Raw genomic sequence first — 15799 nt, forward strand, 5'->3', positions numbered from 1 at the left:
GTCGGCACGTCGGGGAACCGGACAGGGCGGTCGATTCAGCCGGTTTTCTTCGCTTTCCGCCGCCTCATCGGAGGCGGCAGCTCACCCCGGGCGACCGCTTCGGCCTCCAGGACCCTGCGGTGCTGTTTCAGCTCCTTCGCCCGTCGCTTGCGGGCCTGCTTCTCGGCCCGCCTGCGAGGCTCACCGCCGACGAGACCGCTCACTGTCACGAACATCAGGATCAGACCCCACGGCACCGCCACCCACACCGGCCAGAAGTAGAGCAGATCCCCGCCGGTCACCGACGAGACGGCCCAGACCGCCGAGGTGATCCCCACCACCGAGACCCACGAGCCCCACACCTCGGCCAGCCACCGCCGGGTCAGTTCCCCGTTCGAAGCCGTGACGAGCGGCGGCTCCCCGGCCGCACCTCTGGGCGCGGGCACGGCTGCCGCCGGCAGATCGCTCAGCAGACCGTCCAGCTCGCCATAGGTCTTCGCGGCGTACGCCCGCTGCAGCCGCTCGTCGTACTCGTGCAGATCGAGCCGGCCCTCCTCGAGCGCGACCCGCAGCTGCTCGGCGACGGCCTGCCGGTCGGCGTCCCCCGCCCGCATCTCGTCCCGCCCCATGCACCCAGCATGCCAGCGCCGCGCCGCCCCCAGGAATCCCACACTGCGCCGCGCCACCCGCCGATCCAGGCCGGCCCGCACCCCGTTCGGTCGCGCGCCACATCCGGTCGCGCGCCACATCCGGTCGCGCGCCACATCCGGTCGCGCAGCTCGTCCGGTCGCGCACCGGGTGCGGTCGCACGCCGCCTCCCCGCCCCAGCGCCGCCGCGCCGGACCGGGCCCGCGCCACCGTCGCACTGCCCGGACAACGCCGCCGGCCCGCCGGCAGCGGCCAGGTGGGTCGGCGGCTACCGGTCGCGGCCGGTCATCCGCCGGATCAGGCCCAAGACCAGCGGAATGAGCATCCAGCCGGGCCAGAAGTAGATCCACTGCCCGGAAGCGATGCTCGACATCGCCCAGACGATCACGCAGACCAGCACCACGCCGCCGTAGGAGGCGAGCCACGGCGGCCCGCCGGGCTTGCGCATCTCCCCCACGTCGGAGCCCGCGTCGGTCCCGGCCTCCGCGGCCGCCCGCGGCGCCTGCGGCACCACCTGGGCGCGCTGCGGGGGCACCGTGCCGGGCAGGTCGGCGGTCAGGGCGTCGAGATCACCGTACGTCTTGGCCGCGTACGCCCGCTGCAGGCGCTCGTCGTACTCGTGGAGGTCGAGACGCCCCTCGTCGAGCGCCGTCTTCAGCCGTTCGGCGACCGCCTGGCGCTCTGCGTCACCCGCGCGCATCTGCTCGTTGCTCATCGGAGCCGGACTTTACTCCGCGAGCGAGTCAACCGCTGGCTGGCGCGAGGTGACCAGGTCGCCCAGCCGCGCGCGGCCACCGTCGCGGGCGGTGGTGACCCACACCCCGTCCTCGAGCAGCGCCATCGTGTGCTCCACGTGCGCGGCCATCGAGCCGTCGCGGGTGACCACGGTCCATCCGTCGGAGAGCTCCTGCGTACGCGGTGAGCCCATGGTGATCATCGGCTCGATCGCCAGCGCCATGCCGGGCACGAGCCGGGGCCCCTTGCCGGGCTTGCCGTGGTTGAGCACGTGCGGGTCCTGGTGCATCTCCGTGCCGATGCCGTGGCCGCCGTACCCGTCGACGATGCCGTAGCGGCCACCCTTGCGGACGGCCTTCTCCACGTTGAAGGAGATGTCGGTGAGCCGGCCGCGACCGTTCGCGGCACCGCGCGCGGCGGCGGCGATCCCGGCCCACATCGCGTCCTCGGCGACCTCGGCCATGCGCAGCAGGGCGGGGTCGGTCTCCCCCACGCCCACGGTGATCGCGGAGTCGCCGTGCCAGCCGTTGAGGATCGCCCCGCAGTCCAGCGACAGCAGGTCGCCCTCCTTGAGCACCTGGCCGGCCGACGGGATGCCGTGCACCACCTGCTCGTTGACCGACGCGCAGATCGACGCCGGGAAGCCGTGGTAGCCCTTGAAGGACGGGACAGCCCCGGCGTCCCGGATGACCCGCTCCGCGATGGCGTCCAGGTCGGCCGTGGAGACGCCGGGCGCCACCGCCTCGCGCATCGCGTCGAGGGCGGCGGCCACGACGAGCCCTGCACCGCGCATGAGCTCGATCTGTTCCGGGGTCTTCAGCTGGATGTCCAGCTGCTGACGGCGCATCTCAGCCTCCGTACGACCGCAGCGCGTCGATCGCCCGCACGGTGACGTCCTCGACCGGCCCGGTCGCGTCGATCCCGACGAGCTTGCCCTGGGCGCCGTAGAAGTCGACCAGCGGCGCGGTCTTGTCCGCGTATTCCACGAGCCGGTTGGCGATGGTCTCGGCACGGTCGTCGTCGCGCTGGAACAGCTCGGAGCCGCACCGGTCGCAGATGTTCTCCTTGCTCGTCGGGTCGAACTCGACGTGCCAGATCTTGCCGCAGCCGCGGCAGGTCCGGCGTCCGGAGAGCCGGCGGATGACCTCGTCGTCGTCGACCACGAGCTCCATCACGAGGTCCAGCGCGGTGCCGAGGTCGGCGAGCAGCTTGTCCAGCGCGGACGCCTGCGGCACGGTCCTCGGGAAACCGTCCAGCAGAAAGCCGTCCCCGGCGTCCGGCTCGGCGAGCCGGTCGCGGACCATGTTGATGGTCACCTCGTCCGGGACGAGGTTGCCCGCGTCCATGTACCGCTTCGCCTCGAGGCCGAGCGGCGTGCCCTGCGAGACGTTGGCCCGGAAGATGTCACCGGTCGAGATCTTCGGTACGGCGAGATGGGCGGCGATGAACTCAGCCTGGGTCCCCTTGCCGGCCCCCGGGGGGCCCACCAGTACCAGCCGCACCTACATCGCCTCGCTTCGGTGAGAACGAGCTCCGCAAACCACAGACGCGAGAGCCCCCCGGCTCCGCGCCCCCACTACCGGAGGAACCCTTCGTAGTTGCGCTGCATCAGCTGGCTCTCGATCTGCTTGACGGTCTCCAGCCCCACGCCGACCATGATCAGAACCGCGGTACCACCGAACGGGAAGTTCTGGTACTGCTGCTGATTGAGCCAGATGAAGAAGAAGTTCGGCAGCACCGAGATCAGGCCGAGGTAGAGCGCGCCCGGCAGGGTGATCCGGCTGAGGATGAAGTCCAGGTAGTCGGCGGTCGGCTTACCGGGCCGGATGCCCGGTACGAAACCACCGTACTTCTTCATGTTGTCCGCGACCTCGGTCGGGTTGAACGTGATCGAGACGTAGAAGTACGTGAAGAAGATGATCAGCAGGAAGTAGGTCACGATGTAGATCCAGCTCGTCGGGTCGGCGAGGTTGTTCTGGATCCACTGCTGGTAGCCCTTGAGGTTGTTGCGGTCGAAGAACTGCAGGTACAGCTGCGGCAGGTAGAGCAGCGACGACGCGAAGATCACCGGCACGACACCGGCCTGGTTGACCTTCAGCGGGATGTACGTCGAGGTGCCGCCGTACATGCGCCGGCCGATCATGCGCTTCGCGTACTGCACCGGGATGCGGCGCTGGGCCTGCTCGATGAAGACGACTGCGCAGATGATGAGGAGGACCAGGGCGACGACGAGCCAGAACTTGCCCCAGCCGTTGCTCTCCTTGATCGTCCCGCCCTCGCCGGGGAGGCGGGCGGCGATCGAGGTGAAGATCAGGACGGACATGCCGTTACCGACGCCGCGGTCGGTGATGAGCTCGCCCAGCCACATGACCACGCCCGTGCCGGCGGTCATCGTGATGACCAGCATCGAGAGCGTCAGCCAGTCCGGGATGCCGGTGCCCTTGGGGATGATCGCGAAGTTCGACTGGTCCTGCGGGCAGGCGCCGGCGAAGAGCTGGCCGGAGCGGGCCAGCGCGACGAACGCCGAGGACTGCAGCACCGCGAGGCCCAGGGTCAGGTAGCGGGTGTACTGCGTGATTTTCGCCTGGCCCGACTGGCCCTCCTTGCGGAGCTGCTCCAGGCGGGGAATCACCACGGTGAGCAGCTGCAGGATGATGGAGGCGGTGATGTACGGCATGATGCCGAGCGCGAAGACCGAGAGCTGGAGCAGCGCGCCGCCGGAGAACAGGTTCAGCAGGTTCAGCACCCCGCCGCCGGCGTTCGAGCTGCTCACCGCGTCGAGGCAGTTCTGCACGTTGGTGTAGGACACGCCCGGGCTGGGCAAGGTCGCGCCGAGCCGGTAGACCGCGATGATCGCTACTGTGAACAGCAGTTTCTTGCGCAGGTCAGGCGTCCGGAACGCACTCAGAAAGGCGGAGAGCAACTTCTTCCTCCTGCGCGAGGTGGCCGCCTGGACCGGCGGATGGGGGTAGGCATCGGTCCGGACGACCGATATACCTGGCTGGGAACGGACTTTAACAGCCTGACGTGCCTGCCGTGAGGCACGGTCGCCGCTTGTGCAACACCCGGGGACGAAGAGCTATGCCGCGGCGGTGGGAACTACTCCGCCCGACCCGGCAAAAGACCAGGTCAGACGCCAGAACGGGGATGCCGGCCCGGGGCATCTGTGCGATACCTCGGGCCAGCATCCCCGGCAAGCCTCACAGCTCGGTGGCGGAACCACCGGCGGCTGCGATCTTCTCCTTGGCCGACTCGCTGAACGCGTGCGCCGAAACCTGCAGCGACACGCCACCCAGCTCACCGGAGCCGAGGACCTTCACCGGCTGGCCACGACGGACCGCACCGGCCTCGGCCAGCTCCAGCGGACCGACCTCGCCACCGTTCGGGAACAGCTCGGCGAGCCGGTCCAGGTTCACGACCTGGAAGACGACCTTGTTCTTGTTCTTGAAGCCCTTGAGCTTCGGCAGGCGCATGTGGATGGGCATCTGCCCACCCTCGAAGCCCGCCGGAGTGTTCTTCCGGGCTCCCGTACCCTTGGTGCCCCGACCGGCGGTCTTGCCCTTCGAGCCCTCACCGCGACCCACACGGGTCTTCGGCGTCTTGGCTCCGGGCGCCGGGCGCAGGTGGTGGACCTTGATCGCCATTACTCGACCTCCTCGACACTGACGAGGTGGCTCACGGCGAAGATCATGCCCCGAATCTCGGGACGGTCCTCCTTGACCACCACATCGTTGATCCGCTTCAGGCCCAGCGACCGCAGGGAGTCCCGCTGGTTCTGCTTACGCCCGATCTCGGACCGGATCTGGGTGACCTTCAAGCGTGCCATCAGTGCACCGCCGCTTCCGCACGCGCCGCCAGCATGGCCGCGGGCGCCACGTCCTCGACCGGCAGGCCACGGCGAGCCGCGACCTTCTCCGGCGACTCGAGGCCCTTGAGCGCGGCCACCGTCGCGTGCACGATGTTGATCGGGTTCGACGAGCCGAGGCTCTTGCTCAGCACGTCGTGGATGCCCGCGCACTCGAGCACGGCACGGACCGGGCCACCGGCGATGACGCCGGTACCGGCGGACGCCGGCTTGAGCAGCACGACACCCGCGGCGGCCTCGCCGGTGATCGGGTGCGGGATCGTCGCAGCGATCCGCGGCACCTTGAAGAAGTGCTTCTTGGCCTCCTCGACACCCTTGGCGATCGCCGCGGGCACCTCCTTGGCCTTGCCGTATCCGATGCCGACGGTGCCGTCACCGTCGCCGACGATCACCAGGGCGGTGAAGCTGAAGCGACGACCACCCTTGACGACCTTCGCGACACGGTTGATCGCTACGACCCGCTCCAGGTGGGGGGTCTTCTCGACGGGCGCGTTACCGCGGCCGCCCTCACGGCGGTTGTCGCGGCGGCCGCCTTCATTGTTACCGCCGGACCCGCCGCCACGGCGCTGCTGACCAGGCATTGGTCTTCCTTCCTAGAACTCGAGTCCGGCTTCGCGGGCGGCGTCGGCAAGCGCGGCGATACGCCCCGCGTACTTGTTGCCACCGCGGTCGAAGACGACCTTGGACACGCCCGCGGCCTTGGCCCGCTCGGCGAGGAGAGCGCCGACCTTGCCGGCCAGGGCGCTCTTGTCACCCTCGGTGCCCCGCAGGGAGGCGTCGAGCGTGGAGGCGGAGGCGAGCGTGTGGCCCTTGAGGTCGTCCACGATCTGCGCGGTGATGTGCCGCGTCGAGCGGGTGACGACCAGGCGCGGACGCTCGGCGGTGCCGCGGACGTTCTTGCGGACCCGGAAGTGCCGACGCGCCTTCCCGACGGCGCGCTTGGCGGCGACACCGCCGCCATTGCGGCGCTTGAGCAGCGTGGCGGTCACTTCTTACCTGCCTTTCCAGCCTTGCGGCGGATGACCTCGCCCTGGTACTTCACGCCCTTGCCCTTGTACGGCTCCGGCGGGCGGATCTTCCGGATGTTCGCGGCGACCTCGCCGACGAGCTGCTTGTCGATGCCGGCGACGGTGAACTGCGTCGGCTTCTCCACCGTGAAGGTGATGCCGGCCGGCGCAGGCACGTTGACCGGGTGCGAGAAGCCCAGGGCGAACTCGAGGTCCTTGCCCTTGGCGGTCACGCGGTAACCGGTGCCGTTGATCTCCAGGGTCTTCTTGTAGCCCTCGGTGACGCCGACGATCATGTTGGCGACGAGGGTACGCGACAGACCGTGCAGCTCCTTGGCCTTGCGCTCGTCGTTGGGGCGGTTGACCGACAGCTCGCCGTTCTCCGCCTTCTCGACCGTGATCGGCTCGGCGACGGTGTGGCTGAGCTCGCCCTTGGGGCCCTTGACCTTGACGGTCTGGCCCGTGATGGTGACGTCGACGCCGGCCGGGACCGGGATCGACTTACGTCCGATTCGCGACATGTCTAAGTCTCCGTTACCAGACGAAGGCGAGGACTTCCCCGCCAACGCTCCGCTTGCGGGCCTGCCGGTCGGTCAGGAGGCCCTGGGACGTCGAGATGATCGCGACGCCGAGGCCGCCGAGCACGCGCGGGAGCTCGTCGGACTTGGCGTACACCCGCAGACCGGGCTTGGACACGCGCTTGATGCCGGCGAGGCTGCGCTCGCGGTTCTGGCCGTACTTGAGCTCAACGACCAGACGCCTGCCGACAGCGCCTTCCTCGGGCTCCTCAGCCGACCAGGAGGCGATGTAGCCCTCGGCCTTGAGGACCTCGGCGATGTTCGCCTTGATCTTCGAGAAGGGCATGGTCACCTTGTCGTGGTACGCCTGGTTGGCGTTGCGCAGACGCGTGAGCATGTCTGCGATCGGGTCCGTCATCGTCATGGGTATTCGTCAACCTTTCTCGCCGGGGTTCCCCGCTCGGAGGCCTACGGCGAAGCGGTGCTACTAAGTCGGAGTTACCAGGAGGCCTTGGACACACCGGGGAGCTCGCCGCGGTGGGCCATCTCCCGGATGCAGACCCGGCAGAGGCCGAACTTGCGGTAGACCGAGTGCGGCCGGCCGCAACGCTGGCAACGGGTGTACGCCCGGACAGCGAACTTCGGCTTCGCGGCAGCCTTCAGGATCAGGGCCTTCTTCGCCATGCTCAGTTCTCCTTGAACGGGAAGCCCAGGAGCTTGAGCAGCTGCCGGCCCTCCTCGTCGGTCTTGGCGGTGGTCACCACCGTGATGTCCATGCCCCGCGTGCGATCGATCTTGTCCTGGTCGATCTCGTGGAACACCGACTGCTCGGTCAGACCGAACGTGTAGTTGCCGTGCCCGTCGAGCTTGCGCCCGTCGAGGCCGCGGAAGTCACGGATACGCGGCAGCGCGATCGACAGCAGCCGGTCCAGGAACTCCCACATCCGGTCGTTGCGCAGGGTCACCTTCGCGCCGATCGGCATGCCCTCACGCAGCTTGAACTGCGCGATGGACTTGGTCGCCCGCCGCACCAGCGGCTTCTGACCGGTGATGGTGGTCAGGTCCCGTACGGCACCGTCGATCAGCTTGGCGTCGCGGGCGGCCTCGCCGACACCCATGTTCACGACGACCTTGACCAGGCCGGGAACCTGCATGGGGTTGCCGTACGAGAACTGCTCCTGAAGCGCGGCGATGACCTCGCTGCGGTACTTCTGCTTCAGCCGGGGCAGGGTCTTGGGCTCAGTAGCGGCAGTCATCACAGGTCCTTACCGGTGCTACGCGCGATGCGGACCTTCTGGCCGTTGTCGTCGACGCGGTAACCGACGCGGGTCGGCTTGCCCTGGTCGTCCACGATCTGCACGTTCGAGATGTGGATGGGGGCTTCCTGCGTGACGATGCCGCCGGTCTTCGAACCGCGCTGCGTCGTACGGATGCGCTCGTGCTTCTTGATGCGGTTGACGCCCTCGACGAGGACCTTGTCCTGGCGCGGGAAGGCCGCGATGACCTTGCCCTTGGCACCCTTGTCCTTGCCGGCGATGACGACGACCGTGTCGCCCTTCTTGATCTTCACGGTCAGAGCACCTCCGGTGCCAGGCTGATGATCTTCATGAACCGCTTGTCGCGCAGCTCGCGGCCGACCGGGCCGAAGATACGCGTGCCGCGGGGGTCCCCACCGTCCTTGATGATGACGGCGGCGTTCTCGTCGAAACGGATGTACGAGCCGTCGGGACGGCGCTTCTCCTTGGCGGTGCGGACGATGACCGCCTTGACGACGTCGCCCTTCTTCACACCGGCACCCGGGATGGCGTCCTTGACCGTGGCCACGATGACGTCGCCGATGCTCGCGTAGCGACGACCGGAGCCGCCCAGTACGCGGATGCACAGGATCTCCCGGGCACCCGTGTTGTCGGCGACGCGCAGTCGCGACTCCTGCTGGATCACGTCTGTCTCCTAATGTCTGCCAGTTCTCCGGGACGTGCGCTTCCGAAGCTTGGCGGAACGATGGTCCGCTGGGCCGGCCGGAGCCGGCCCAGCGCACTCACTTGGCCTTTTCGAGGATCTCCACGACACGCCACCGCTTGGTGGCGGACAGCGGACGGGTCTCCATCATCAGGACCCGGTCGCCGATGCCGCACGCGTTCTGCTCGTCGTGCACCTTCAGCTTGCGGGTACGACGGAGAACCTTGCCGTAGAGGGCGTGCTTGACGCGGTCCTCGACCTCGACGACGACGGTCTTGTCCATCTTGTCGCTGACCACCAGGCCCTCGCGCACCTTGCGCTGAGGCCGGGGGGCAGCAGCAGCGTTCTCACTCATGCTGTCACCTCACTCGGCGCGGCCGAGAGCCCCAGCTCACGCTCACGCATGATCGTGTAGATCCTCGCGATGTCCTTGCGGACGACCTGCAGCCGACGGTGATTGTCGAGCTGCCCGGTCGCGCCCTGCACGCGAAGATTGAACAGCTCCGCCTTCGCCTCCCGCAGCCGCGAGACCAGCTCCTCTTCGGAGAGCTCGCGCAGCTCGGCCGGCTTAACGCCCGCTGCCATCAGCTTTCACCCACTTCGCGCGTCACGATGCGGCACTTCATCGGGAGCTTGTGGATCGCGCGTCGCATCGCTTCGCGCGCGATCGTCTCGTTCGGGAACGACATCTCGAAGAGGATGCGTCCCGGCTTGACGTTCGCCACCCACCACTCCGGGGAGCCCTTGCCGGAACCCATGCGGGTCTCGGCGGGCTTCTTGGTCAGAGCCTGGTCCGGGAAGATCGAGATCCAGACCTTGCCGCCACGCTTGATGTGACGGGTCATGGCGATACGGGCCGACTCGATCTGCCGGTTGGTCACGTACGCCGGCTCCAGCGCCTGGATACCGAACTCGCCGAAGACCACCCGGTTGCCGCCCTTGGACGCGCCGTGGCGGTCCGGGTGGTGCGGCTTGCGGAAGCCCTTCGGGGGCTTACGCGGCATCAGCATGTGTCAGCCCTCCTGCTGCGTTTCGGCCGCAGCCGGAGCAGCGGCGGTGTCGGTCGGCTCGGCCGGCGCGGAAGCGGCCTGGGCCTGCGCGGCCCGGCCAGCCTCGGTGCCACCCGCGGTCGTCCCGGACGAACCGGAACGGCCCCGGCGCGGCCGCTCGGGGCGGTCGCCACGCTCACGGCGCGGACGTGCGGGCGCCTCGGGGGCGACCTCGCGACCCGGCACGGCGTCGCCCTTGTAGATCCAGACCTTCACGCCGATGCGGCCGAACGTCGTACGGGCCTCGAAGAAGCCGTACTCGATGTTGGCGCGCAGCGTGTGCAGCGGGACGCGACCCTCGCGGTAGAACTCCGTGCGGCTCATCTCCGCGCCACCGAGGCGGCCGGAGACCTGCACCCGGATGCCCTTGCAGACCGGGTTCTTCATGGCCGACTGCATGGCCTTGCGCATCGCCCGGCGGAAGCTGACCCGGCTGGACAGCTGCTCGGCGACGCCCTGCGCCACGAGCTGCGCGTCCGACTCGGGGCTCTTCACCTCGAGGATGTTCAGCTGGACCTGCTTGCCGGTGAGCTTCTCCAGCTCACCGCGGATCCGGTCGGCCTCCGCGCCCTTACGGCCGATGACGATGCCCGGCCGGGCGGTGTGGATGTCGACGCGGACCCGGTCGCGGGTGCGCTCGATGTCCACCTTGGAGATGCCGGCGCGCTCGAGGCCCTTGGACATCATGCGGCGGATCTTGACGTCCTCGCCGATGTAGTCCTTGTAGAGCTTGTCCGCGAACCAGCGGCTCTTCCAGTCGGTGGAGATGCCGAGCCGGAACCCGGTGGGGTGAACTTTCTGACCCATTACTCGGCACCTTCCGTGCTCTGGGACTCGGCCGGCTTGGCCTCGGCGGCCGGAGCCGCCTTCTTGGCCGGAGCGGCCTTCTTCGCGGCGGCCTTGCGGGCCGGCGTGGCGACCTGGACGGCCTCCACCGCGACGGTGATGTGACAGGTGCGCTTGCGGATCCGGTACGCCCGGCCCTGCGCCCGCGGCCGGAACCGCTTCAGCGTCGGGCCCTCGTCGACGAACGCCTCGCTGACCAGGAGCGCGTCCGGGTCGAGCCGCTCGTTGTTCTCGGCGTTCGCGATCGCGCTGGCGAGCACCTTGTAAACCTGCTCACTCGCAGCCTGCGGCGCGAACTGCAGGACCGTGAGAGCCTCCTTCGCGGGCAGACCGCGGACGAGGTTGATCACACGGCGCGCCTTGTTCGGCGAGATGCGCACGTGGCGCGCAACCGCCCGCGCGCCCGGAAGCGCCGGAGCGTCGCCCTTGACTGGCATCGCTGTAACCCCTTGTTCTTATCCGTGGACTGCTTAGCGACGACGGCTCTTGCGGTCGTCCTTCTCGTGACCCTTGAACGTACGGGTCAGAGCGAACTCGCCGAGCTTGTGCCCGACCATGGCCTCGGTGATGAACACCGGGACGTGCTTGCGCCCGTCGTGCACGGCGATCGTGTGCCCGAGCATGTCGGGGATGATCGTCGAGCGCCGCGACCAGGTCTTGATGACGTTCTTCGAGTTCTTCTCGTTCTGGACTTCCACCTTCTTGAGCAGGTGGTCGTCGACGAACGGGCCCTTCTTCAGGCTGCGAGGCATCTTCTTCTACTCCCGTTACCCGCGCTTGCGGGTGGCGTAGCGGCGGCGAACGATCATGCGGTCGCTCGGCTGGCCCTTGCGACGGGTACGGCCCTCGGGCTTACCCGCCGGGTTGACCGGGTGGCGACCACCGGAGGTCTTGCCCTCACCACCACCGTGCGGGTGGTCGATCGGGTTCATGGCGACACCACGGACGGTCGGGCGCTTGCCCTTCCACCGCATGCGGCCGGCCTTGCCCCAGTTGATGTTCGACTGCTCGGCGTTGCCGATCTCGCCGACGGTCGCGCGGCACCGGATGTCGACGCGACGGATCTCACCGGAGGGCATACGCAGCGTGGCGTACGCACCCTCACGGCCCAGGAGCTGGATGCCGACGCCGGCCGAACGAGCCAGCTTGGCGCCACCGCCGGGACGAAGCTCCACGCCGTGGACCGTCGTACCGACCGGGATGTTGCGCAGGGGCAGGTTGTTGCCCGGCTTGATGTCGGCGCCCGGTCCGGACTCGACGCGGTCACCCTGCTTGAGGTCCTTCGGCGCGAGGATGTAGCGCTTCTCGCCGTCGGCGTAGTGCAGCAGTGCGATACGCGAAGTGCGGTTGGGGTCGTACTCGATGTGAGCGACCTTGGCCGGCACGCCGTCCTTGTCGTTGCGCTTGAAGTCGATCAGCCGGTACTGCCGCTTGTGGCCGCCGCCCTGGTGCCGCGTGGTGATGCGGCCGTGGACGTTGCGACCACCCTTCTTGGGCAGCGGGGCCAGCAGAGACTTCTCCGGCGTCGACCGGGTGATCTCAGCGAAGTCGGCGACGCTGGAGCCGCGACGGCCCGGCGTGGTCGGCTTGTACTTACGGATAGCCATGATTCACAAACCCCTTAGCTGACCGGGCCGCCGAAGGCCTCGATACGGTCACCGTCAGCCAGCTTCACCATGGCGCGCTTGGTTGCCTTGCGCTGACCGAAGCCGGTGCGGGTGCGCTTGCGCTTGCCCTCGCGGTTCGCGGTGTTCACCGTCAGCACGCGGACGTCGAAGATCTGCTGGATCGCGATCTTGATCTGGGTCTTGTTCGCGTCCGGGTGGACGAGGAACGTGTACCAGTTCTGGTCGAGAACGCTGTAGCTCTTCTCGGAGACCACGGGCGCGAAGATGATGTCGCGCGGGTCGGCGATCGTGCTCACTTGTTCCCCTCCTCGGAGGTCTCAGCCGGAACGCCGAGGAACTCCTCGAGCGCTTCCTTGGTGAAGACGACCTCGTCCGCGACCAGCACGTCGTACGTGTTGAGCTGACCGGCCTCGATGAGGTGGACGGTGGGCTCGTTGCGCAGCGACAGCCAGTTCTTCTCGTCGTAGCTGCCCAGGACGACCAGGACCTTGGTGGACTCGGTCGCCTTGCGCAGCGTGGCGATCGCGGCCTTCGTGGACGGCGTCTCGCCGGCGACGAACGCCTCGACCACGTGCACGCGGCCGTCGCGGGCCCGGTCGGAGAGGGCGCCACGCAGAGCGGCAGCCTTCATCTTCTTCGGGGTCCGCTGGCTGTAGTCGCGCGGCACGGGACCGTGCACGACGCCACCACCGGTGAACTGCGGGGCGCGGATCGAGCCCTGACGGGCGCGGCCGGTGCCCTTCTGCTTGTACGGCTTCTTGCCGCCGCCGGCGACCTCGCCGCGGGTCTTCGCCTTGTGCGTACCCTGCCGGGCGGCCGCGAGCTGAGCGACGACGACCTGGTGCATCAGCGGAATGTTCGCCTGCACGTCGAAGATGTCGTCGGGCAGCTCGACCGAGCCGGCCTTCGTGCCCTCGGCGTTGATCACGTCAACCGAGCTCACTTGGCACCACCCTTCTTCGCCGCCGTACGGACCAGGATCAGCGCGCCCTTGGGGCCGGGGACAGCGCCCTTGATCAGCAGCAGGTTGTTGTCGGTGTCGACGGCCTGCACCGTGAGGTTCTGCACGGTGAAGCGCTTGCTACCCATGCGGCCGGCCATCCGGGTGCCCTTGAAGACACGCGCGGGGGTCGCGCAGGCGCCGATCGAGCCCGGCGAGCGGTGCTTGCGCTCGACACCGTGGCTCGATTTGAGGCCGTGGAAGCCGTGCCGCTTCATGACACCGGCGTAGCCCTTGCCCTTGGTCTTGCCGGTGACGTCGATCGGCGTGCCGACCGCGAACGCCTCGACGGTGACCTCCTGGCCGAGCTCGTACTCACCGGCGTCGGTGGTGCGCAGCTCGACGATGTGGCGGCGCGGCGACACGTTGGCCTTGGCGAAGTGGCCGCTCTCCGGCTTGTTCACCTTACGCGGGTCGATCTGGCCGTACGCCAGCTGCACGGCGGCGTAGCCGTCCGTCTCGGCGCTGCGGACCTGGGTCACGACGCACGGGCCGGCCTGCACCACGGTTACCGGGACGACCTTGTTGTTGTCCCAGACCTGGGTCATGCCGAGCTTGGCGCCCAGGATGCCCTTCACTTGCCTGTCCATTGTCCGGATCCCTACAGCTTGATCTCGATGTCGACGCCAGCCGGCAGGTCGAGGCGCATGAGCGAATCGACCGTCTTCGGAGTCGGGTCGATGATGTCGATCAGACGCTTGTGCGTGCGCATCTCGAAGTGCTCGCGCGAGTCCTTGTACTTGTGCGGCGAACGGATCACGCAGAAACGGTTGATCTCCGTGGGCAGCGGCACCGGGCCAGCAACCTGCGCCCCGGTCCGCGTCACCGTCTCGACGATCTTCCGCGCCGAGGAGTCGACGACCTCGTGGTCATAGGCCTTGAGCCGGATGCGGATCTTCTGTCCCGCCATGGTGGCTTCTGTTTCCTTCTCTCGATGCCGCTACGTGCGAGGGCGGTGGCCCTCGCATGCCCGCAGGACCGTTGATCCTGCGTTGTCCGACCCCCGCGGTCGGGCGTGTCGCGCTCTGGAACCAGGCTCCGCCCCAGAGCTCTGAGGCGATCATGCCCGTGGAGAAGCTCCTAGGGAGCTACCCCCATCCGTCGGGAGCGGGGCGACCGACGGTTCTCACACACGCCGGACACCGGGCGAGGGTGGTTGGCTGCCGAACTGCAATGGCTGCCAACCACCCTGCGCGGACGCAACCTGACTAGTATGCCGGATCGATCGCGGCAATGCTAATCGGGGTCACCGTTGAGGGTTGCCCACGACCTACATCACAGCCGGCCGGGGGCAACCGTCAATCACTTGTTGATCTTCGTGACCGTTCCGGCGCCGACGGTGCGGCCACCCTCACGGATCGCGAACTTCAGGCCCTGCTCCATGGCGATCGGCTGGATCAGCTTGACCGACATGGTGGTGGAGTCGCCCGGCATGACCATCTCGGTGCCCTCGGGCAGCGTGACGACGCCGGTGACGTCCGTGGTACGGAAGTAGAACTGCGGGCGGTAGTTCTGGAAGAACGGGGTGTGCCGGCCGCCCTCCTCCTTGGAGAGGATGTAGACCTGGCCCTCGAACTCCGTGTGCGGAGTCGTGGTGCCCGGCTTCACGACGACCATGCCGCGCTCGACGTCCTCGCGCTTGATACCACGCAGCAGGAGGCCGACGTTCTCGCCCGCGCGGGCCTCGTCGAGCAGCTTGCGGAACATCTCGATGCCGGTGCAGACGGTCTTCGTCGACTTCTCGCGGATGCCGACGATCTCGACCTCCTCGTTCGGCTTGAGGATGCCACGCTCGGCGCGACCGGTGACCACGGTGCCGCGACCGGTGATCGTGAAGACGTCCTCGATCGGCATGAGGAACGGCTTCTCGGTCTCACGCTCGGGCTGCGGGATCGCGGTGTCGACCGCGTTCATCAGGTCCATGAGCTTGGAGGTCCACTCCGGGTCGCCCTCGAGCGCCTTGAGCGCCGAGACGCGCACGACGGGAACGTCGTCGCCCGGGAACTCGTAGGTGCTCAGCAGCTCGCGAACCTCGAGCTCGACGAGCTCGAGGAGCTCCTCGTCCTCGACCATGTCGCTCTTGTTCAGCGCGACGACGATGTACGGAACACCGACCTGGCGGGCCAGGAGCACGTGCTCCTTGGTCTGCGGCATCGGGCCGTCGGTCGCCGCGACCACCAGGATCGCGCCGTCCATCTGCGCGGCACCGGTGATCATGTTCTTGATGTAGTCGGCGTGGCCGGGGCAGTCCACGTGCGCGTAGTGGCGCGCCGCGGTCTGGTACTCGACGTGCGCGATCGAGATCGTGATGCCGCGGGCCTTCTCCTCCGGCGCCTTGTCGATCTCGTCGAACGGGGTGTACGGGTTCAGGTCCGGGTACTCGTCGTGCAGGACCTTCGTGATGGCCGCAGTCAGCGTCGTCTTACCGTGGTCGATGTGACCAATGGTGCCGATGTTGACGTGCGGCTTAGTCCGCTCGAACTTCGCCTTCGCCACTGGTGTCCTCCTGTGGACTGTGGTTTCTTTTCTCGCCCGGCACGCCGATAAGGCGATTAGGACTCTGTC

Annotated in this window: 27 protein-coding genes; all 27 read right to left on the minus strand. The window is 68.1% G+C overall.

Annotated features, from left to right (window positions below; all coding sequences use genetic code 11):
* Positions 1-35 precede the first annotated feature (35 nt).
* The 27 genes from AB0K03_RS21720 to tuf all read right to left on the minus strand — a co-directional run bounded on the left by AB0K03_RS21720 (position 36) and on the right by tuf (position 15730).
* Positions 36-593 (minus strand): DUF1707 domain-containing protein, encoded by a 558-nt coding sequence (locus AB0K03_RS21720; protein ID WP_364687802.1) that lies wholly within the window; start codon positions 591-593, stop codon positions 36-38.
* A 302-nt stretch (positions 594-895) separates the two neighbouring features.
* The gene (locus tag AB0K03_RS21725) at positions 896-1342 is read right to left on the minus strand and encodes a DUF1707 domain-containing protein (RefSeq protein ID WP_364687539.1); all 447 of its coding nucleotides are present in this window, start codon (positions 1340-1342) and stop codon (positions 896-898) included.
* Between the two features lie 12 nt (positions 1343-1354).
* Complete coding sequence (map, locus tag AB0K03_RS21730; RefSeq protein ID WP_364687541.1) at positions 1355-2209, minus strand: type I methionyl aminopeptidase; 855 nt, start codon at positions 2207-2209, stop codon at positions 1355-1357.
* Position 2210: 1 nt separating this feature from the next.
* Positions 2211-2864 (minus strand): adenylate kinase, encoded by a 654-nt coding sequence (locus tag AB0K03_RS21735; RefSeq protein ID WP_071803336.1) that lies wholly within the window; start codon positions 2862-2864, stop codon positions 2211-2213.
* Positions 2865-2938: 74 nt separating this feature from the next.
* On the minus strand, positions 2939-4285 hold the full coding sequence (secY, locus tag AB0K03_RS21740; protein ID WP_364687543.1) for a preprotein translocase subunit SecY: 1347 nt from the start codon (positions 4283-4285) through the stop codon (positions 2939-2941).
* A 277-nt stretch (positions 4286-4562) separates the two neighbouring features.
* Complete coding sequence (rplO, locus tag AB0K03_RS21745; protein ID WP_364687545.1) at positions 4563-5006, minus strand: 50S ribosomal protein L15; 444 nt, start codon at positions 5004-5006, stop codon at positions 4563-4565.
* Positions 5006-5188, minus strand: a complete 183-nt coding sequence (rpmD, locus tag AB0K03_RS21750) for a 50S ribosomal protein L30 (protein ID WP_071803333.1) — start codon at positions 5186-5188, stop codon at positions 5006-5008. Before rpmD ends, rplO begins: the two co-directional genes overlap by 1 nt.
* The gene (gene rpsE / locus AB0K03_RS21755) at positions 5188-5808 is read right to left on the minus strand and encodes a 30S ribosomal protein S5 (protein WP_364687547.1); all 621 of its coding nucleotides are present in this window, start codon (positions 5806-5808) and stop codon (positions 5188-5190) included. Before rpsE ends, rpmD begins: the two co-directional genes overlap by 1 nt.
* 12 nt (positions 5809-5820) lie before the next feature.
* Positions 5821-6204, minus strand: a complete 384-nt coding sequence (rplR, locus tag AB0K03_RS21760) for a 50S ribosomal protein L18 (protein ID WP_364687804.1) — start codon at positions 6202-6204, stop codon at positions 5821-5823.
* 8 nt (positions 6205-6212) lie between these two features.
* Positions 6213-6755, minus strand: coding sequence for a 50S ribosomal protein L6 (gene rplF / locus AB0K03_RS21765; RefSeq protein ID WP_364687549.1), 543 nt, complete (start codon positions 6753-6755; stop codon positions 6213-6215).
* Between the two features lie 13 nt (positions 6756-6768).
* A complete protein-coding gene (gene rpsH, locus AB0K03_RS21770; RefSeq protein WP_071803329.1) occupies positions 6769-7176 on the minus strand; it encodes a 30S ribosomal protein S8 in 408 nt (135 codons plus the stop codon).
* A gap of 74 nt (positions 7177-7250) precedes the next feature.
* Positions 7251-7436 carry a type Z 30S ribosomal protein S14 gene (locus AB0K03_RS21775; RefSeq protein WP_106130632.1) on the minus strand — a complete coding sequence of 62 codons (186 nt, stop codon included), beginning with the start codon at positions 7434-7436 and terminating at the stop codon, positions 7251-7253.
* 2 nt (positions 7437-7438) lie between these two features.
* The gene (rplE, locus tag AB0K03_RS21780; protein ID WP_364687551.1) at positions 7439-8008 is read right to left on the minus strand and encodes a 50S ribosomal protein L5; all 570 of its coding nucleotides are present in this window, start codon (positions 8006-8008) and stop codon (positions 7439-7441) included.
* Complete coding sequence (gene rplX / locus AB0K03_RS21785) at positions 8008-8328, minus strand: 50S ribosomal protein L24 (RefSeq protein ID WP_199515897.1); 321 nt, start codon at positions 8326-8328, stop codon at positions 8008-8010. Before rplX ends, rplE begins: the two co-directional genes overlap by 1 nt.
* A complete protein-coding gene (gene rplN / locus AB0K03_RS21790) occupies positions 8325-8693 on the minus strand; it encodes a 50S ribosomal protein L14 (protein WP_015619002.1) in 369 nt (122 codons plus the stop codon). The genes rplX and rplN overlap by 4 nt, the downstream gene beginning before the upstream one ends.
* Before the next feature lie 97 nt (positions 8694-8790).
* Positions 8791-9066, minus strand: a complete 276-nt coding sequence (gene rpsQ / locus AB0K03_RS21795) for a 30S ribosomal protein S17 (RefSeq protein ID WP_364687553.1) — start codon at positions 9064-9066, stop codon at positions 8791-8793.
* Positions 9063-9296 (minus strand): 50S ribosomal protein L29, encoded by a 234-nt coding sequence (rpmC, locus tag AB0K03_RS21800; RefSeq protein ID WP_015619000.1) that lies wholly within the window; start codon positions 9294-9296, stop codon positions 9063-9065. The genes rpsQ and rpmC overlap by 4 nt, the downstream gene beginning before the upstream one ends.
* Positions 9296-9721 carry a 50S ribosomal protein L16 gene (rplP, locus tag AB0K03_RS21805; protein ID WP_015618999.1) on the minus strand — a complete coding sequence of 142 codons (426 nt, stop codon included), beginning with the start codon at positions 9719-9721 and terminating at the stop codon, positions 9296-9298. The genes rpmC and rplP overlap by 1 nt, the downstream gene beginning before the upstream one ends.
* Positions 9722-9724: 3 nt before the next feature.
* Entirely contained in the window at positions 9725-10567 is an 843-nt protein-coding gene (gene rpsC, locus AB0K03_RS21810; RefSeq protein WP_364687555.1) for a 30S ribosomal protein S3, read from the minus strand.
* Positions 10567-11043, minus strand: coding sequence for a 50S ribosomal protein L22 (rplV, locus tag AB0K03_RS21815; protein WP_199515835.1), 477 nt, complete (start codon positions 11041-11043; stop codon positions 10567-10569). The genes rpsC and rplV overlap by 1 nt, the downstream gene beginning before the upstream one ends.
* A gap of 33 nt (positions 11044-11076) precedes the next feature.
* On the minus strand, positions 11077-11358 hold the full coding sequence (gene rpsS / locus AB0K03_RS21820) for a 30S ribosomal protein S19 (RefSeq protein WP_020513590.1): 282 nt from the start codon (positions 11356-11358) through the stop codon (positions 11077-11079).
* Positions 11359-11373: 15 nt separating this feature from the next.
* Positions 11374-12213, minus strand: a complete 840-nt coding sequence (gene rplB, locus AB0K03_RS21825) for a 50S ribosomal protein L2 (RefSeq protein WP_364687558.1) — start codon at positions 12211-12213, stop codon at positions 11374-11376.
* Positions 12214-12227: 14 nt separating this feature from the next.
* The gene (gene rplW, locus AB0K03_RS21830; RefSeq protein ID WP_364687560.1) at positions 12228-12530 is read right to left on the minus strand and encodes a 50S ribosomal protein L23; all 303 of its coding nucleotides are present in this window, start codon (positions 12528-12530) and stop codon (positions 12228-12230) included.
* A complete protein-coding gene (gene rplD / locus AB0K03_RS21835) occupies positions 12527-13177 on the minus strand; it encodes a 50S ribosomal protein L4 (RefSeq protein ID WP_364687562.1) in 651 nt (216 codons plus the stop codon). The genes rplW and rplD overlap by 4 nt, the downstream gene beginning before the upstream one ends.
* Positions 13174-13824, minus strand: a complete 651-nt coding sequence (rplC, locus tag AB0K03_RS21840) for a 50S ribosomal protein L3 (RefSeq protein ID WP_364687564.1) — start codon at positions 13822-13824, stop codon at positions 13174-13176. The genes rplD and rplC overlap by 4 nt, the downstream gene beginning before the upstream one ends.
* A gap of 11 nt (positions 13825-13835) precedes the next feature.
* Complete coding sequence (rpsJ, locus tag AB0K03_RS21845) at positions 13836-14144, minus strand: 30S ribosomal protein S10 (RefSeq protein WP_007073037.1); 309 nt, start codon at positions 14142-14144, stop codon at positions 13836-13838.
* 392 nt (positions 14145-14536) lie between these two features.
* The gene (tuf, locus tag AB0K03_RS21850) at positions 14537-15730 is read right to left on the minus strand and encodes an elongation factor Tu (protein WP_364687566.1); all 1194 of its coding nucleotides are present in this window, start codon (positions 15728-15730) and stop codon (positions 14537-14539) included.
* Between the last annotated feature and the right edge of the window lie 69 nt (positions 15731-15799).

Origin of the sequence: Actinoplanes sp. NPDC049316, from assembly GCF_040677315.1 — a bacterium.
Lineage (GTDB): Bacteria > Actinomycetota > Actinomycetes > Mycobacteriales > Micromonosporaceae > Actinoplanes.

Coding starts and splice junctions, on each gene's coding strand:
- rplE (WP_364687551.1), bottom strand. CDS start 8,008: ATGACTGCCGCTACTGAGCCCAAGACCCTGCCCCGGCTGAAGCAGAAG.
- rplC (WP_364687564.1), bottom strand. CDS start 13,824: ATGGACAGGCAAGTGAAGGGCATCCTGGGCGCCAAGCTCGGCATGACC.
- AB0K03_RS21725 (WP_364687539.1), bottom strand. CDS start 1,342: ATGAGCAACGAGCAGATGCGCGCGGGTGACGCAGAGCGCCAGGCGGTC.
- rpsJ (WP_007073037.1), bottom strand. CDS start 14,144: ATGGCGGGACAGAAGATCCGCATCCGGCTCAAGGCCTATGACCACGAG.
- rplO (WP_364687545.1), bottom strand. CDS start 5,006: ATGGCGATCAAGGTCCACCACCTGCGCCCGGCGCCCGGAGCCAAGACG.
- rpsQ (WP_364687553.1), bottom strand. CDS start 9,066: ATGAGTGAGAACGCTGCTGCTGCCCCCCGGCCTCAGCGCAAGGTGCGC.
- rpsS (WP_020513590.1), bottom strand. CDS start 11,358: ATGCCTCGCAGCCTGAAGAAGGGCCCGTTCGTCGACGACCACCTGCTC.
- rpmC (WP_015619000.1), bottom strand. CDS start 9,296: ATGGCAGCGGGCGTTAAGCCGGCCGAGCTGCGCGAGCTCTCCGAAGAG.
- rplP (WP_015618999.1), bottom strand. CDS start 9,721: ATGCTGATGCCGCGTAAGCCCCCGAAGGGCTTCCGCAAGCCGCACCAC.
- rpsE (WP_364687547.1), bottom strand. CDS start 5,808: ATGCCTGGTCAGCAGCGCCGTGGCGGCGGGTCCGGCGGTAACAATGAA.
- rplV (WP_199515835.1), bottom strand. CDS start 11,043: ATGCCAGTCAAGGGCGACGCTCCGGCGCTTCCGGGCGCGCGGGCGGTT.
- rpmD (WP_071803333.1), bottom strand. CDS start 5,188: ATGGCACGCTTGAAGGTCACCCAGATCCGGTCCGAGATCGGGCGTAAG.
- map (WP_364687541.1), bottom strand. CDS start 2,209: ATGCGCCGTCAGCAGCTGGACATCCAGCTGAAGACCCCGGAACAGATC.
- rpsH (WP_071803329.1), bottom strand. CDS start 7,176: ATGACGATGACGGACCCGATCGCAGACATGCTCACGCGTCTGCGCAAC.
- rpsC (WP_364687555.1), bottom strand. CDS start 10,567: ATGGGTCAGAAAGTTCACCCCACCGGGTTCCGGCTCGGCATCTCCACC.
- rplB (WP_364687558.1), bottom strand. CDS start 12,213: ATGGCTATCCGTAAGTACAAGCCGACCACGCCGGGCCGTCGCGGCTCC.
- rplF (WP_364687549.1), bottom strand. CDS start 6,755: ATGTCGCGAATCGGACGTAAGTCGATCCCGGTCCCGGCCGGCGTCGAC.
- AB0K03_RS21720 (WP_364687802.1), bottom strand. CDS start 593: ATGCGGGCGGGGGACGCCGACCGGCAGGCCGTCGCCGAGCAGCTGCGG.
- AB0K03_RS21775 (WP_106130632.1), bottom strand. CDS start 7,436: ATGGCGAAGAAGGCCCTGATCCTGAAGGCTGCCGCGAAGCCGAAGTTC.